The organism is Dermacoccus sp. MPR-E5 (assembly GCF_058809565.1).
In genome coordinates, this window is sequence record NZ_JBXASS010000008.1 from 33,315 (window position 1) to 47,317 (window position 14,003).

General features: G+C 70.0%; 12 protein-coding genes. 8 read left to right on the plus strand and 4 right to left on the minus strand.

The window, feature by feature from the left end; genetic code table 11:
• From AC1RS9_RS07690 to AC1RS9_RS07720, 7 genes are all read left to right on the plus strand, one after another.
• On the plus strand, positions 1 to 513 hold the full coding sequence (locus AC1RS9_RS07690) for an NADH-quinone oxidoreductase subunit J family protein (protein WP_038567014.1): 513 nt from the start codon (positions 1 to 3) through the stop codon (positions 511 to 513).
• The gene (gene nuoK, locus AC1RS9_RS07695) at positions 510 to 956 is read left to right on the plus strand and encodes an NADH-quinone oxidoreductase subunit NuoK (protein WP_082740947.1); all 447 of its coding nucleotides are present in this window, start codon (positions 510 to 512) and stop codon (positions 954 to 956) included. Before AC1RS9_RS07690 ends, nuoK begins: the two co-directional genes overlap by 4 nt.
• Complete coding sequence (locus AC1RS9_RS07700) at positions 953 to 2,929, plus strand: NADH-quinone oxidoreductase subunit 5 family protein (RefSeq protein WP_492921051.1); 1,977 nt, start codon at positions 953 to 955, stop codon at positions 2,927 to 2,929. The genes nuoK and AC1RS9_RS07700 overlap by 4 nt, the downstream gene beginning before the upstream one ends.
• On the plus strand, positions 2,926 to 4,593 hold the full coding sequence (locus tag AC1RS9_RS07705; protein ID WP_136788543.1) for a complex I subunit 4 family protein: 1,668 nt from the start codon (positions 2,926 to 2,928) through the stop codon (positions 4,591 to 4,593). The genes AC1RS9_RS07700 and AC1RS9_RS07705 overlap by 4 nt, the downstream gene beginning before the upstream one ends.
• Complete coding sequence (locus tag AC1RS9_RS07710; protein WP_083607224.1) at positions 4,590 to 6,107, plus strand: NADH-quinone oxidoreductase subunit N; 1,518 nt, start codon at positions 4,590 to 4,592, stop codon at positions 6,105 to 6,107. Before AC1RS9_RS07705 ends, AC1RS9_RS07710 begins: the two co-directional genes overlap by 4 nt.
• A gap of 62 nt (positions 6,108 to 6,169) precedes the next feature.
• A complete protein-coding gene (gene pepN / locus AC1RS9_RS07715; RefSeq protein WP_492921054.1) occupies positions 6,170 to 8,953 on the plus strand; it encodes an aminopeptidase N in 2,784 nt (927 codons plus the stop codon).
• Positions 8,953 to 9,375 carry a hypothetical protein gene (locus AC1RS9_RS07720; RefSeq protein WP_259879583.1) on the plus strand — a complete coding sequence of 141 codons (423 nt, stop codon included), beginning with the start codon at positions 8,953 to 8,955 and terminating at the stop codon, positions 9,373 to 9,375. The genes pepN and AC1RS9_RS07720 overlap by 1 nt, the downstream gene beginning before the upstream one ends.
• A 103-nt stretch (positions 9,376 to 9,478) precedes the next feature.
• Here the strand turns inward: AC1RS9_RS07720 and AC1RS9_RS07725 are convergent, their stop codons facing one another.
• The 4 genes from AC1RS9_RS07725 to AC1RS9_RS07740 all read right to left on the minus strand — a co-directional run bounded on the left by AC1RS9_RS07725 (position 9,479) and on the right by AC1RS9_RS07740 (position 13,156).
• Positions 9,479 to 9,931, minus strand: coding sequence for a MaoC family dehydratase (locus tag AC1RS9_RS07725; RefSeq protein WP_038567023.1), 453 nt, complete (start codon positions 9,929 to 9,931; stop codon positions 9,479 to 9,481).
• A 20-nt stretch (positions 9,932 to 9,951) separates the two neighbouring features.
• Positions 9,952 to 10,704 carry a 3-oxoacyl-ACP reductase FabG gene (fabG, locus tag AC1RS9_RS07730; RefSeq protein WP_006946283.1) on the minus strand — a complete coding sequence of 251 codons (753 nt, stop codon included), beginning with the start codon at positions 10,702 to 10,704 and terminating at the stop codon, positions 9,952 to 9,954.
• Positions 10,705 to 10,810: 106 nt separating this feature from the next.
• Complete coding sequence (locus AC1RS9_RS07735; protein ID WP_074045783.1) at positions 10,811 to 11,572, minus strand: SDR family oxidoreductase; 762 nt, start codon at positions 11,570 to 11,572, stop codon at positions 10,811 to 10,813.
• A gap of 54 nt (positions 11,573 to 11,626) precedes the next feature.
• Positions 11,627 to 13,156 carry an AMP-binding protein gene (locus AC1RS9_RS07740; protein WP_492921058.1) on the minus strand — a complete coding sequence of 510 codons (1,530 nt, stop codon included), beginning with the start codon at positions 13,154 to 13,156 and terminating at the stop codon, positions 11,627 to 11,629.
• Between the two features lie 258 nt (positions 13,157 to 13,414).
• On the opposite strand from AC1RS9_RS07740, the gene AC1RS9_RS07745 reads away from it, so the two are divergent.
• A complete protein-coding gene (locus AC1RS9_RS07745; protein WP_492921060.1) occupies positions 13,415 to 13,948 on the plus strand; it encodes a cysteine hydrolase family protein in 534 nt (177 codons plus the stop codon).
• Positions 13,949 to 14,003: the final 55 nt, after the last annotated feature.

Here is a 14,003-nt window from a genome sequence, read left to right on the forward strand (position 1 = left end):
ATGACCGTCCATGACGCCCTGTTCGCCTGCCTCGGCCTCATCAGCGCCGCGTCCGCGATCTGTGCGGTGACGACGCGGCAGATCGTCCACGCGGCACTGTGGCTGACGGTGTGCCTCGCGACGCTGTCGGGCTGCTACCTCGTCCTCGGCGCCGAACTCGTCGCGCTCGTGCAGTTGCTCGTCTACGTCGGCGCGGTCGTCGTCCTCGTCCTGTTCGCCGTCATGCTGACGCGCGCGCCGATCGGGCGCAGCGGCGACCACGACGCGCCCATCATGACGCGGATGGCCGCCCTCGTCATCGCCGCGGCGACGGGCGGTCTGTTGTTCTCTGCGTTCGTCTCGGCGTTCGGCACACGCCGCGCGCGCATCGACTCGGGCACGACGACCGACCTCGCGCAGAACCTGTTCGGCCGGTTCGCGTGGCCGTTCGAGGTCGTCTCGCTCGTCCTGCTCGCCGCCCTCGTCGGGGCCCTCGCGATGATCGGTTCGCGACGCTCGGGAGGCGGTCGATGATCCACCTCGTGCTGCCGTTCGGCCTCGCCTCGATCCTCGCCGGCGCCGGTGTCTACGCCATCCTCGCGCGCCGCAACGCCGTCCTCATGCTCATCGGTGTCGAACTCGTGCTCGCGGCCGCAAACCTCGTGCTCGTCACGACGAGCGCGATCCTGCCCGATCCGGGCGGCTCCGCCCAGATCATGTCCCTGTTCGTCATCACCCTCGCCGCCGCCGAGGTGACCCTCGCGCTCGGCATCATCCTGTATGCATTTCGCGCGCGCGGTCACATCGACCTCGGCGAAGGACTCGACGCCGACGAGGTACGCGCCGACACGCGTGAGGTCACGGGCGAGAACAGCGGCGCTCGCGAGGCGGGCGTGACGGCCACCACAGCTTCGCCGGCCGCGACGTCGACCACGTCGCCGGCATCCTCAGCATCCTCGCCGGAGGTGACCTCGTGACGAGCGTGACGTCTCACCTCGCGCAGGCGGCTCTCGCGCTGCCGCTCATCGGCACGCTATTGGCGTTCGTCCTCGGACGCCGCAACGTCGTCGCCTTCGTCCTCGCCTCCGTGACGACGGCCGCGGCGCTCGGCGCGTCCGTCTGGCTGGTCCTGCGTCATCTCGGGTCGGGGGTGGCGCAGGACGTCACGACGCTCGACGCGCTGCCGCTCGGGCCCACGCTGCGGGTGCCGCTGCAGTTGCGCGACGACGCGACGAGCGCGCTCATCGTCGCCGTCGTGCTTCTCGTGTCACTGACGGTGCAGCTCTTCGCGCGCTGGTACCTGTACTCCGATCCGCGCTATCGCGTGTTCGCCTCGAGCGTCGCGCTGTTCACTGGAGCGATGGTGCTCGTCGTGCTGTCGAACGACGTGCTGCTCACGCTGATGGGCTGGGAGGTCATGGGCTGGTGCTCGTACCTGCTCATCGGTCACGAGAGCGAGCGTGCTGCGGCCCGCCGCGCAGCGTTCAAGGCCTTCGTCGTCACCCGCCTCGCAGACGCGCCGTTCATCGTCGGCCTCGCGGCGCTCGCGATGGTCGCGCACACGACGCGTATCAGCGACATCCTCAGCACGTGGACGCACATCGACGGCCCTCTGCGACTCGCCGTCCTGCTCGGCCTCGTCTGCGGCGTGCTCGGCAAGTCGGCGCAGCTGCCGTTCAGTGACTGGCTGCCTGATGCGATGGAGGGCCCGACGCCCGCCTCCGCGCTCATCCACGCCGCGACGATGGTCGCCGCCGGCACCGTCGTGCTCGCCCAGTTCGAGCCGCTGCTCGCGCTCGAACCGACAGCCCGCCTGACGCTCGTCCTCGTCACCGGTGTCACGTCGCTGCTCGCGGCGCTGGCCGCGTTCTGCCAGTTCGACCTCAAGCGGTTGCTCGCGTGGTCGACCGTCAGCCAGGTCGGGCTCATGCTGCTGGCCGTCGGCGCCGTCCCGCCGGGTGACTCGGCCGACGCCGCGCTGCTCCACCTCGTCGGCCACGCCTTCTTCAAGTCGATGCTGTTCTTGCTGCTCGGCTGGCTGTCCGTCGTCATCGGCAGCACGCTCGCGAGTCGCATGTCGGGGTCGCTGCGTCGCCTGCCGCGCACGTTCGTTCCGGCGACCCTCGGCCTGTTCACCATGGCGGGGCTGCCGCCGACGATCGCGTTCGTCTCGAAGGATGCGATGATCAACGACGCAGCGCGCTCGCAGGCGGACGGACACGTCGAAGGGCTCATCGGGTTCATCATGCTGTTCCTCATCGTCGCCGCGACTGCCGCGTATACGATGCGTGCCTGGCTCATCCTGCAGCACCGCACGACGCTGGAGCGCCGCGGTGAACGTCAGGTCCTCAACGACTCGCACGTCGTTCGCGACGTCGACATCGTCGAACTACTGCGCACCTCGCCCGAGGTCGACGAGCACGGCGAGGAGATCGCCGCCGTCGAGGAGTACGACGAGGACGAGGTGCTGCCGCGCCCCGGCGTCATGGTGCGGTTCATGATGTGGGTGCTCGCCCTCGGCGGCATCTTCGGTGGAGCCCTCGCGCTGACGCCGCTCATCGACATCGACACCCGGCATCTCAACCTGCCGATGATGGGGGCCACCGTGCTGCTCGTGCTCGCGTCGGTGCTCGTCGTGCGCATCATGTCGCTGCGTCAGCTCTACGGTGACGCCTCCCGGCGCCTGCCGCGTCGCATGACGCTGCTCGCCACGCGCGGGTTCGGCCTCGACCGTGCCTACCTCGCGCTGGCGCGGCCGATCGTGTGGTTCGCCCATGTCGTCCACGGCACCGATCTTCGTCTCGCCGCAGCGCACGACACGCTGCCTGCCGGCATGGCGCGCCTCGGCGACCTCGCCGACGCACCGCACACGCGCCGCCCCTCGACGGGCCTGTCGTGGGTCATCGTCGGCGTCGTCGTCGCCTCGGTCGTGGGGGTGACGTTGTGGTGATCGCCCTGCTCCTCGCCAGCGCCCTGCCGCTCGGTCTCGGCGCCGCTCTCATGGCGGCCGACCGTCTCGGACGTCCGCTGTCGCACACCGCCGCCTGGTGCATCGCCCTCCTGACCGCGGCTGCGTCGCTCGGCGCCGGCCTCGCCGCGGCGATGGGGGACGCCGTCGTCGACCGGCCGTGGGTGCCGCAGATCGGGCTGCGCCTGCACCTGACGATCGACGGCATCAGCGCGCCCCTCGTCGTGCTCGCCGCAGCGGTGACGCTGCTCGCCGTCGCCGTGTCGTCCCGTCAGCGTCCGAAGGGCACGCCGGGGCTGTTCTACGGCAGCCTGCTCGTCGTGCTCGGCGCGGCCGTCGCCGCGTTCACGGTGCGCGACGTCATCGGCTTCTTCATCGCCTTCGAGGTCGCCCTCGTGCCGATGTGGGTGCTCATCGACCGCTTCGGTGACGCTGCGCCCGCCGAGCGTCGTCGCGCCGGGTGGATGTTCGCGCTCTACACCGTCGGTGGCTCCATGCTCATGCTCGCGGGGCTGCTCGTGCTCGTCGCCGCGACCGGCACGAGCGACCTCGACCACCTCACGACGGCCGCACACCGTCTGCCATTCACGACGACGCTCATCGCCGCGACGCTCATCAGCGTCGGCCTCGCCGTCAAGGTGCCGCTGCTCGGCGTGCACGCGTGGCTGCCGCGCGCTCACACGGCGGCACCGACTGCCGGTTCGATGATGCTCGCCGCCGTGCTGCTCAAGCTGGGCACGTACGGTTTCGTCCGTCTCGTCGCGCTGCCGATGCCGGACGCATGGCGCCGCATCGCGCCGATCGTCGCGATCCTGGCGGTCGCCGGCATCATCGTCGGTGGCCTCGTCTGTCTCGTCGAACACGACCTCAAACGCCTCGTCGCGTGGTCGTCGATCGCCCACATGGGTTTCGTCATGCTGGCGCTCGCGGCCGGGCAGGTCATCGGTTTCGGCGCCGCGCTCTACGGCAACATCGCGCACGGTGTCATCTCGGCGCTGCTGTTCGCGATCGTCGGTGCGCTGAAGGCGCGCCGTGGGCCGGTCGACGTCGACGCGCCCGCGCTCGGATTGCGTGACACCGATCCGCGACTCGGGTTCGCCCTGGTCGTCGGGGTCGCCGCTGCGTTCGGGCTGCCGGGGCTCGCCGGTTTCTGGGGCGAAATCCTCGCACTCTTCGCGGCGTGGGATGCGCCGTCACGACCCAACACCCTGTTCCACGTGCTGACGGCACTCGCCGCCCTCGGCGCCGTGCTCGCCGCAGTCTACGGCGCACGCGTATTGCGCGCCGTCTGGGCCGGCGACCTCGAGGACGACGCTCGTCGCGCGGCTGTCGATGACGCCCGTCGAGCGACTGCGAACGCTGCGTCTGACGCGGCGGCACAGCCTGGCGCGAGGACGACCGAGCTCGGCGCGGAACCGGCCGGTGCGAGTTCGTTCGACGCGACGGTCGTCGCCGACGCGTCGGATGGCGTGGCAGCCGTCGCGTCGCCGGCCGACGGCGCCGCGGCCACGCAGCGCGTCACGGGCGCGGAGTGGCTCGCGATCGGCGTGCTGACGCTCGCGACGATCGCCCTCGGTCTCGCCCCGAGCCCCCTCATGCATCTCATGAACGACGAGCTCGTCACGCTGCTGGGAGGCGTCAAGTGAAGATCTCCGTCGACGCTCTCGCCCTCGCACCGGCTGCCGCGCCGATGGTCGCGGCGCTTCTCGTGCTGCTCGTCGACGTGGTCTTCCACGCCAAGGCGCGGTTGCCGTGGATCATCGCGGCTCTCGGTCTGGTCGGTGCGTTGGGTGCCCTCGTCGTCGCGGGGCGCCGAGGGCACGTGGCGACGTTGTGCTCCGGCGGGCAATGCTGGTGGCGTCTCGACGCGCCGGGTACGGGCCTCGTGGGGTTGGCGCTCGTCTCGGCGCTCGTCGTCGTCGTGCTCGCGGCGCTCGAGCCGGTGCGTCCGACGTCCCCTCAACGCGCCGCGGTGCGCGCCATGCTCGTGCTGTCCGCGACGGCCGGATGCGTCGGCGTCGTCGCCGCGCGAGACCTCGCATCGTGGCTCGTGCTCCTCGAACTCGCGACGCTGCCGAGCATCGCCCTCGTCGCGTTGCGTGGTGGCCGGGCGGCCGCGCACGGTGCGTTGACGTTGCTCGTCACGGCGCTCGCGTCGTTCGCCGTGCTCGCGCTGGGGTGTGCGTTGTGGTTTGCTGCGACGGGCACCATCGCGATGAGCGGTGACGCCGTCATCACGGCGTTCGCCGACCCGGCCCGCAAGCCGCTCGCCGTCGTCGCGATGATGCTCGTGCTCGCCGGTGTGGGTTTCAAGCTGTCGCTCGCGCCGTTCCACGCTTGGACGCCGGAGGCGTTCGCGGGGTCCGGCACGTGGGTCGCGGCGTTCCTCGCGACGACGTCCAAGGTGGGCGCGCTCGGCGCGATGCTCGTCGTCGTGTCGGCGGCGTCCGCGCTCGGTTCGCCGGCGCAGACGGCCCTCGGCATCATCGCGGCGTTGTCGATGACGCTCGGCAACGTCATGGCGCTGCGTCAGGTCGATCTGCTGCGTCTCATGGCGTGGTCGACGGTTGCGCAGGCCGGTTGGGTGCTGCTGCCGCTCACGAGCGTCTCGGCCGGTTCGACGCATGCAGCCGCACAGTATCTTGCGCTCTACACGCTGGGCACGGCCGCGGTGTTCGTCGTCCTCGCCGCGTTCGAGCGGCCCGGCCGGGCAGTGCAGATCGACTCGCTGCGCGGCATGTTCCGCTCGCATCCGCTGAGTGCGGCGACGATGGCGCTCGGCCTGCTCGCGCTCGCCGGGTTGCCGCCGAGCATCGTCGGTGTCGTCGCGAAGGTCGTCGCGATGAAACCCGTCGCCGTCGACCACTCGTGGTGGCTGCTCGGGTTCGCGGTGCTCAACACGCTGCTCGGCGTCGCGGTGTACCTGCGCTGGATCGTCGCGATGTTCGTGCCGATCGGTGACGCGACGGGCGACGCATCCGATGCGCCGGCCGCTGACTCCGTCGAGGGGGCGGGCGCGACCGTCGTGGGTACGTCCGCAGGCGCGGCGGCCTCGCCGTTGGTCGTCACGACGCGCGGCCACCGCGTCGTCATCGCGCTGATGGCGCTCGTGCTCGTCGCGACGAGCATCCTGCCGTCGTTGCTGCTGCGCTTCTTCTGAGGCCCGCGCCGTCGGTAACCGCGTTCCACCTGCGGCACACCCTGGGCTGGCAGGATGGCAGCATGACTCTGACGCGTGACGAAGCGCAAGCACGAGCCGCGATCGTGCATCCGACGGCCTACCGCATCGACCTCGATCTCGACGCGGGGCCCCGCACGTTCGGTTCGACGACGACGCTGACGTTCGACGCGCAGGCCGGAGCGTCGACGTTCGTCGACCTCGACCCCGACGAGCTGCTGTCAGCGTCGCTCAACGGGCGTGACCTCGACGTCACCACGGCCCTCGACGGTCGTCGCCTGCGCCTCGACGATGTCGCCGAGCGCAACGAACTCGTCGTCACCGCGCGCATGACGTACGGGCGCGACGGGCAGGGCCTGCACCGGGCCACCGACCCCGCCGACAGCAACGACTACGTCTACGGCCACCTGTTCATGGACGCGGCATCGCGCGTCTACGCCTGCTTCGACCAGCCCGACCTCAAGGCGCCGTACGACGTCACCGTGCGCGCCCCGCAGGGGTGGACGGTCGTCGCCAACGGCGCCATGCGCGAGGTCGAGCCGCAGCTCTGGCGCGCTGCGACGACGAAACCGCTCGCGACGTATTTCGTCACCGTCTGCGCCGGCCCCTTCGCCACCGTCACGGCTGAGCACGACGGCATTCCCCTCGCGCTGCACGCGCGCGCCTCGTTGCGCGACCGGCTCGAGGCGCAGGCCGACGAGATGCTCACCGTGACGCGCGAGTCGTTCGACTACTACCACCAGCTGTTCGGCATCCGATACCCGTTCGGCGAGTACCACCAGGTGTTCGTTCCTGAGTTCAACGCGGGCGCGATGGAGAACCCGGGGTGCGTGACGTTCCGCGACCAGCTCGTCTTCACCGGCGCCGCGAGCCGCACCGAGCACCTGTCGCGCGCCAACACGATCAGCCACGAGATGGCGCACATGTGGTTCGGCGACCTCGTGACGATGCAGTGGTGGGACGACCTGTGGCTCAACGAGTCGTTCGCCGAGTACATGGCCAACCGCACGCTCGTCGCGGCCACCGAGTTCGACGACGCGTGGGTCGACGTCGCCGCCGGCCGCAAGGCATGGGGTTACGCGGCGGAGCGGTCGCCGTCGACGCACCCCGTCGCGGGCGCGCCCGCGCCCGACACCGACACGGCGCTGCAGAACTTCGACGGCATCTCCTACGCCAAGGGTTCGGCGGTGCTGCGTCAGCTCATCCACCACATCGGTGACGACGCGTTCATCGCGGGCGTGCGCCTTCACCTGCAGCGGCACGCGTTCGCCAACGCGACGCTCGCCGACTTCCTCGCCTCCCTCGAAGAGGCCTCCGGCACCGACCTGACGCGATGGGCCGCCGCGTGGCTCGAGACGGCCGGCATGGACACCCTCCGCGTCGACGGGTTCGTCGGCGCGGCCCGCGGTGTCGTGACCGAGGGTGCCGATGACGCAGCACGTACCACCCGCTCGCTCGACGACGCCCGCGACCCGGCTGCGTCCGCTCCCTCGGATCACGATGCCTCCGCCGCGGCTGACACGACGAGCGCGCCCCACCTCGTCATCGAGGCCAACACGCAGTGGCCTGCCGAGCGCACGCACACCCTCCGCGTGAGCGCCCATTCAGCCGACGGCGCCCTCGTCGCCGTCGACGACCTGACGGGCGCTGCGGGCCGCGTCGACCTTCCCGAGGTGAGCGGAGCGATGGCGCGCGGTGAGCAGGTCGCCGCCATCATCCCGAACGCCGGTGACCTGACGTGGGCAGGCGTCGAGTTCGACGCCGCGACCCTCGCTGCGCTGCCGACAGCACTGCCCGGCATCGCCGACGCAACCACGCGCGGCATGATCTGGACGGCACTCGCCCACGGCCTCGCGACGGCTGTCGTCTCCCCGCAGCAGGTGCTCGCCATCGCCGAGGGCGCGCTGCCGGCCGAGACGCAGATGCCGGTGCTCGACGTCGCCGTCGGCGTGGCCCTGGGGCAGGTCGTCGGACGCTTCATGCCGTGGTCCGAGCGTTCGGACGCTGCGGCACGTCTCGCCGCGGTGGGGGAGCAGCTCATGGCTGCGGCATCGGATTCTTCGACGAGCACCATGTCAGCGGCGTCCTCGACGAGCACTGCCAGCCCGTCGTCGAGCGCTGCCGGCGCATCTTCGCTGAGCCCTGCCGGCGCACCGTCATCGACTTCGGCCGGTGCGTCCTCGGCAGCACGGGTCGATGTCGTCGACGATCCCCGCCTCCTCGCGGGGGCGCGTCTCGTCGCCTCGACGGGTGACGCCGAGCGTCTGCGTCCGTGGTTCGCGGGGGAGGGCCTGCCGGCGGGGCTCGACGGTGACGCACCGTTCCGGTGGCGCGTGGCGCGTCGCCTCGCACAGCTCGACGCGGTGACGATCGCCGAGCTCGGCGACGCCCTCGCGGCTGACGAGACGATGTCGGGTCAGCTCGGCTATCTCACGGCACGGGCGTCGTTCCCGACCGCGGAGGCGAAGGAATGGGCGTGGGAGGAGCTGACGGCCGCTCCCACCGATGACACGCCGGCGCACAGCAACTATGAGATGAACGCGCTCGCCACGGGTTTTTGGTCGGCCGACGACGAGGCCACCCTTGCGCCGTACATCGAGCGCTACGTCAGCGACGTTCCCGCGATGCGCGCGTGGGTGGGCGAGGACGCGCTCGCCCGCGTCGCGTCGCTTGCGTTCCCGACGGCCCTCGCGAGCGAGGAACTCGACGTCGAAGCCCGCCGCATGCTCGAGCGCGACCTGCCCGCATCGGTGCGCCGTGCCGTCGTCGACCAGCAGGCCCTCGTGCGTGAGGTCCTCGCCTCGCGCGCCGCGTTCGTCGAGGGCTGATGGGGCTGTCACCAAAGCCCGATCTCGAGACGGGGTTCGTGCCCGATCCGCGTCTCGACCCGTTTCGCGATCGCGCGGCGCGTGCCACGTTGCCCGATGGTCGCTCAGGAGGTCTGTACGTCGAATCGGTTCGCCTCGCCACGCTCGAGAGTGGTCATCTGTGGTGGCGATGCTGGTCGGCACCCTACGAGAACGCGATTCTGTGGCTCGACCTGCCGGACGGAGTGTGCACGGACATCTGGCTGAGTGACGGCGCGGCAATCGAGGCCGAGACCGCGCAGTGGGCCCGAGGCGAGTGGACGGGAATCACACAGGGCGGTCGCCCCGCCCCAATCTATGCGCTCGAGTGGCTGGGGGACGAGGAGTCCCGCAGAATCCGGGCCGCGTTCATCGACCCCGGGACCGACGAATCGCAGGCCTGACGCACGATGGCGGGTAACTCACTGGTTGGTTCGAAACTGCCCTCCACCTCGTGAGTCACCCGCCATCGTGCGCGCTCGAACACGAGCGCAGCGGCGCCGATCGTCAGGGCACGATGACGCTCAGCGTCTGCGCGACGCACGCGGGTCGCTCTTGACCCTCGATCTCGACGGTCAGCGTCATGGCGACCTGGGCGCCCTTGGGGCTCTCGTCGACGCTGTCGAGCACGATGCTGCCGCGCACCCGCGACCCCACGGGCACGGGCTGCGTGAAGCGCACCTTGTTCGAGCCGTAGTTGACGGCCATCGTGATGCCTTCGATCGTCCAGATCTCCGACGACAGCATCGGCGCGAGCGACAACGTCAGGTAGCCGTGCGCGATGGTCGTGCCGAACGGGCCGCTCTTGGCGCGTTCGGGGTCGACGTGGATCCACTGGTGGTCGCCGGTGGCGTCCGCGAACTGGTCGACCATCTTCTGCGTGATCTCGTGCCACTCGCTCGTGCCGAGATGCTCGCCGACAGCCGTCTTGAGTTCGTCGAGTCCGTTGAACGTTCGCATGGTGTTCTCCTCGTCCCGGTTCAGCAGAGCGGTCCGCCGGCGACGTACAGCACCTGCCCGGAGACGTACCCGGAGCGCTCGTCGCAGAAGAACGACGCCGCGTTGGCGATGTCGTCGGGCTGGCCGGCCTTCTTGACGGCCGTCATCTCGGCGGCGCCCTTGATGAAGTCCTCGAACGGCACGCCGACGCGCTCGGCCGTCGCCGCCGTCATGTCCGTCTCGATGAAGCCCGGGGCGATGGCATTCGCCGTCACGCCGAACTTGCCGAGCTCGATGGCGAGCGTCTTCGTGAAGCCCTGCAGCCCCGCCTTCGCGGCCGAGTAGTTCGCCTGGCCGCGGTTGCCGAGCGCGGAGCTCGACGACAGGTTGACGATGCGGCCGAAACCCTCCTTCGTCATGTGCGCCTGGCACTCGCGCGACATGAGGAACGAGCCGCGCAGGTGCACGTTCATCACCATGTCCCAGTCGTCGGCCGACATCTTGAACAGCAGGTTGTCGCGCAGGATGCCGGCGTTGTTGACGAGGACGGTCGGCGCGCCGAGCTCGTCGGCAACGCGGGCGACGGCGCCCTTGACGCTCTCCTCGTCGGCGACATCGCAGCCGACGGCCAGGGCGTCGCCGCCGGCGGTCTTGATGGCCTCGACCGTTGCCGCGCAAGCGGATTCGTCGAGGTCGAGGACGGCGACCTTCATGCCGTCCGCAGCGAGGCGCTTGGCGACGGCGGCGCCGATGCCGCGCGCGGCTCCGGTGACGATGGCGGTTCGCTGGGTCATGGGGAAGTCCTTTCGTGGAGCGGGGGGTCGTTCAGGTTTCGTGGCTCATCTACTCGCGTGCACGTGCACGCAAACAGCGACGGCCAGCAGTAGCCGGCAGCAGGTCTCAGACGAGCCCGCCGGTGACGGTGATGCCGCCGTCGACGACGAGCGTCTGGCCCGTCATCCACGCGGCGTCGTCGGAGGCGAGGAACGCGACGGGCCCCGCGATGTCCTCCGGCGCGCCGAGGCGCTTGAGCGGGTAGGGCTTGACGACGGATTCCTCGCGTCCCTCGTACAGGGCCTTCGCGAAGTCGGTCTTGACGACGGCGGGGGCGACGGCGTTGACGCGCACCTTCGGGCCGAGTTCGGCGGCGAGCTCCTCCGTCATGTGGATGACGCCGGCCTTCGTCACGCCGTAGAACGCGATGCCGGGTGCGGCGCGCAGCCCGGCGATGCTCGCGAGGTTGACGACCGAGCCGCCGTTGTCCTTCATCCACGCGTTCCAGACGGCGCGCGTCCACGACAGCGTCGCGAGCAGGTTGACGTCGGCGATCTTGCGCGCCGCGTCGTCGTCGAGGTCCATGAGGCCGCCGTAGACGGGGTTGATGCCCGTGTTGTTGACGAGCACGTCGATGCGGCCCCAGCGCTCCATCGCGGTGCGCACGACCTCGTCCTGGTGCGCCTTGTCCTGCGCTTTGCCGGCGACGGCGATGGCCGCGTCGCCGAGCTGCGCGACGGCGGCGTCGAGCGTTTCCTGGCCGCGCGCGGTGATGATGACGTTCGCGCCCTCGTCGACGAAGCGCTGGGCGATGGCGAGGCCGATCCCGCGGCTCGCGCCGGTGACGATCGCGACCTTGCCAGTGAAGCGGCTGGCCTGTGCAGTCATGAAGCATTCCTCTCGAAAGACGCACGCAACGCTATTGAGCGTTGCTCAACAACACTATGCCCCTTCGGCGTACCTCGTGCGAAGTTCGCGCTTGAGCACCTTCATGCTCGGCCCGAGCGGCAGCACCTCGACGATGTCGACGCGGCGCGGGTACTTGTGCGATCCGAGCTGCTCCCGGCTCCAGGCGACGAGCGTCTCCGCGTCGAGCGCAGTGTCGTCGGACGGCACGACGACGGCCATGATCTCCTCGCCGTACTGCTCGTCGGGCACGCCGATCACGGCGACCTGCGCGACGCCGTCATAGCGCATCAGCGTCTCCTCGACCTCGCGCGGGTAGACGTTGTACCCGCCGCGGATGACGAGATCCTTCGTCCGGTCGACGATGCGCACCCGCCCCGTCTCGTCCTGGATGCCGATGTCGCCGGTGCGGAACCACCCGTCCTGCAGGGCTTCGGCGCTCGCGGCCGGGTTGTTCCAGTAGCCGGCGAAGATGGCGTGGCCGCGGCAGACGACCTCGCCGCGCTCGCCCGGCGGCAGCAGCTCGACGCGTTCGGGCACCGTCAGGTCAGCGATGCCCATGTCGATGCCCCACAGTGCGTGTCCGACGGTGCCCGGTTCGACGCCGAGCGCCTCCTGGTTCGACGTGATCGACGGCGAGGTCTCGCTGAGGCCGTAGCCCTCGTGGATCTTCGTCGAGAACACCCTCTCGAACTTCTCGAGCACGGCTACGGGCAGCGACGCGCCGCCGCTGATGGCGTCAGCGAGCTGCGGGACGGGGATCTCGGGGTGCTCGCCGACCGCCTTGAGTAGCTGGATGTACATCGTCGGCACGGCGCAGATCATCGTCACGCCCTCGGCGTTCATGAGGCGCAGCGCCTCCGTCGCGTCGAAACGCGGCTGCAGGACGACGGTGACGCCACGCCGGAACGCCGCGTTGAGCGAGACGGACTGACCGAAGATGTGGAACAACGGCAGGCACCCCAGGACGACGGCGCCCGCCGCGACGCCGTTGCCGTCGAACGCGCTGACCGTGCAATTCATCACCAAGTTGAGATGGGTGAGGATCGCGCCCTTGGGCTTGCCCGTCGTGCCGCTCGTGAAGAAGATGACGGCGGGGTCGAGCGGCTCGCGTGCCACGAAGTTGCTGATGGGTTCGGCGCCGGCCGCGTACGTGGTGATGTCGACCGCGGGGACACCGGTGATCTCCGACGCCTTCATCGCCGTCGCCGCGACAGCCGGGTGGTGGAGCAGGCGGCTCACCTCGGCCGTCTCCAGGAGGTAGGCGGCCTCGCGCCCTTGCAGCAGCGTCGGCACGGGGACGACGACGCCACCCGCCGCGAGGATGCCGTAGTAGCTCGTGACGAACTCGACGACGTTGGGCGCCAGCAGCGCGACGCGGTCGCCGGGCGTGACGCCGTCCGCGATGAGTTGCGCGGCGACCGTGCGCGCCTCGCGCCAGACCTCCGCGTACGTGAGTCGACGCTCGCCCTCGATCAGGGCAAGAGCGTCAGGGGTGCGGCGTGCCGGTTCGGCGAGCACGCTGGCGAGGGAGAGCGTGGTGGAGACGAGGGGCAGCTCGGACATGTGCACTCCAGACGTTGATTGTGCTGTGCATCACATCACACCACACCGACAACGCTCCTGGGGCATCTTGTTGAGCATTGCTCAACAACTGGATGGCGTTGTCCTGCGCACTGCCCGTCAGGCCTGATGACTTCCCCACATGGCGCCACCTGACATGAAGTGGGACGTCCGCGGGCCGCCGCGTCCCCACCTGGCGTCGTTCTGCATCGAGTGGGACGTCCGGGCAGCGTTGTCACCGGGGCCACCTACGCTGACTGCATGAGCGAAACAGCACTTCTCGTCGTCGATGTGCAGAACGATGTCATGGCCGAATCCGTCAACAGCGACGACGTCGTCGCGAAGATCTCATCGCTCGTCGATCGGGCGCGTGAGCAGGGTGTGCCCGTCATCTGGGTGCAGCACTCCGAGCCGGGGATGCCGCGTGACAGTGACGAGTGGCAGATCGTCCCGCAGCTTGTTCCGGCACCTGGCGAACCGGTCGTCGACAAGACGTGGGGTGATGCGTTCGTCGAGACCGACCTCGCCGAACGTCTGCAGGAGCGCAACGTCAAGCGCATCGTCCTCTGTGGCGGCCAGACCGACGCCTGCATCCGCTCGACGTTCTACGGCGGCATCCACCGCGGCTACGACATGACGCTCGTCGAAGACGCGCACACGACCGCCGACATGCGCGAACATGGCCTGCCCTACGGCCCGGACGAAGCCATCCGCGTCCTCAACGCCCAAGCGTCCTGGACGAAGCAGCCTGACGCGGTGGGCTCGACGACGACAGCCGCCGACGCGTTCGCCTGACGGGTGGCAGCCGCTCCCACGAGGGTTGTGGAGGTTCGTGCTCCATGAAGCACGA

What these genes read in the sequence shown, in the direction of transcription:
- AC1RS9_RS07690 (WP_038567014.1), top strand. Translation starts at nt 1, where the DNA reads ATGACCGTCCATGACGCCCTGTTCGCCTGCCTCGGCCTCATCAGCGCC.
- nuoK (WP_082740947.1), top strand. Translation starts at nt 510, where the DNA reads ATGATCCACCTCGTGCTGCCGTTCGGCCTCGCCTCGATCCTCGCCGGC.
- pepN (WP_492921054.1), top strand. Translation starts at nt 6,170, where the DNA reads ATGACTCTGACGCGTGACGAAGCGCAAGCACGAGCCGCGATCGTGCAT.
- AC1RS9_RS07720 (WP_259879583.1), top strand. Translation starts at nt 8,953, where the DNA reads ATGGGGCTGTCACCAAAGCCCGATCTCGAGACGGGGTTCGTGCCCGAT.
- AC1RS9_RS07725 (WP_038567023.1), bottom strand. Translation starts at nt 9,931, where the DNA reads ATGCGAACGTTCAACGGACTCGACGAACTCAAGACGGCTGTCGGCGAG.
- fabG (WP_006946283.1), bottom strand. Translation starts at nt 10,704, where the DNA reads ATGACCCAGCGAACCGCCATCGTCACCGGAGCCGCGCGCGGCATCGGC.
- AC1RS9_RS07735 (WP_074045783.1), bottom strand. Translation starts at nt 11,572, where the DNA reads ATGACTGCACAGGCCAGCCGCTTCACTGGCAAGGTCGCGATCGTCACC.
- AC1RS9_RS07740 (WP_492921058.1), bottom strand. Translation starts at nt 13,156, where the DNA reads ATGTCCGAGCTGCCCCTCGTCTCCACCACGCTCTCCCTCGCCAGCGTG.
- AC1RS9_RS07745 (WP_492921060.1), top strand. Translation starts at nt 13,415, where the DNA reads ATGAGCGAAACAGCACTTCTCGTCGTCGATGTGCAGAACGATGTCATG.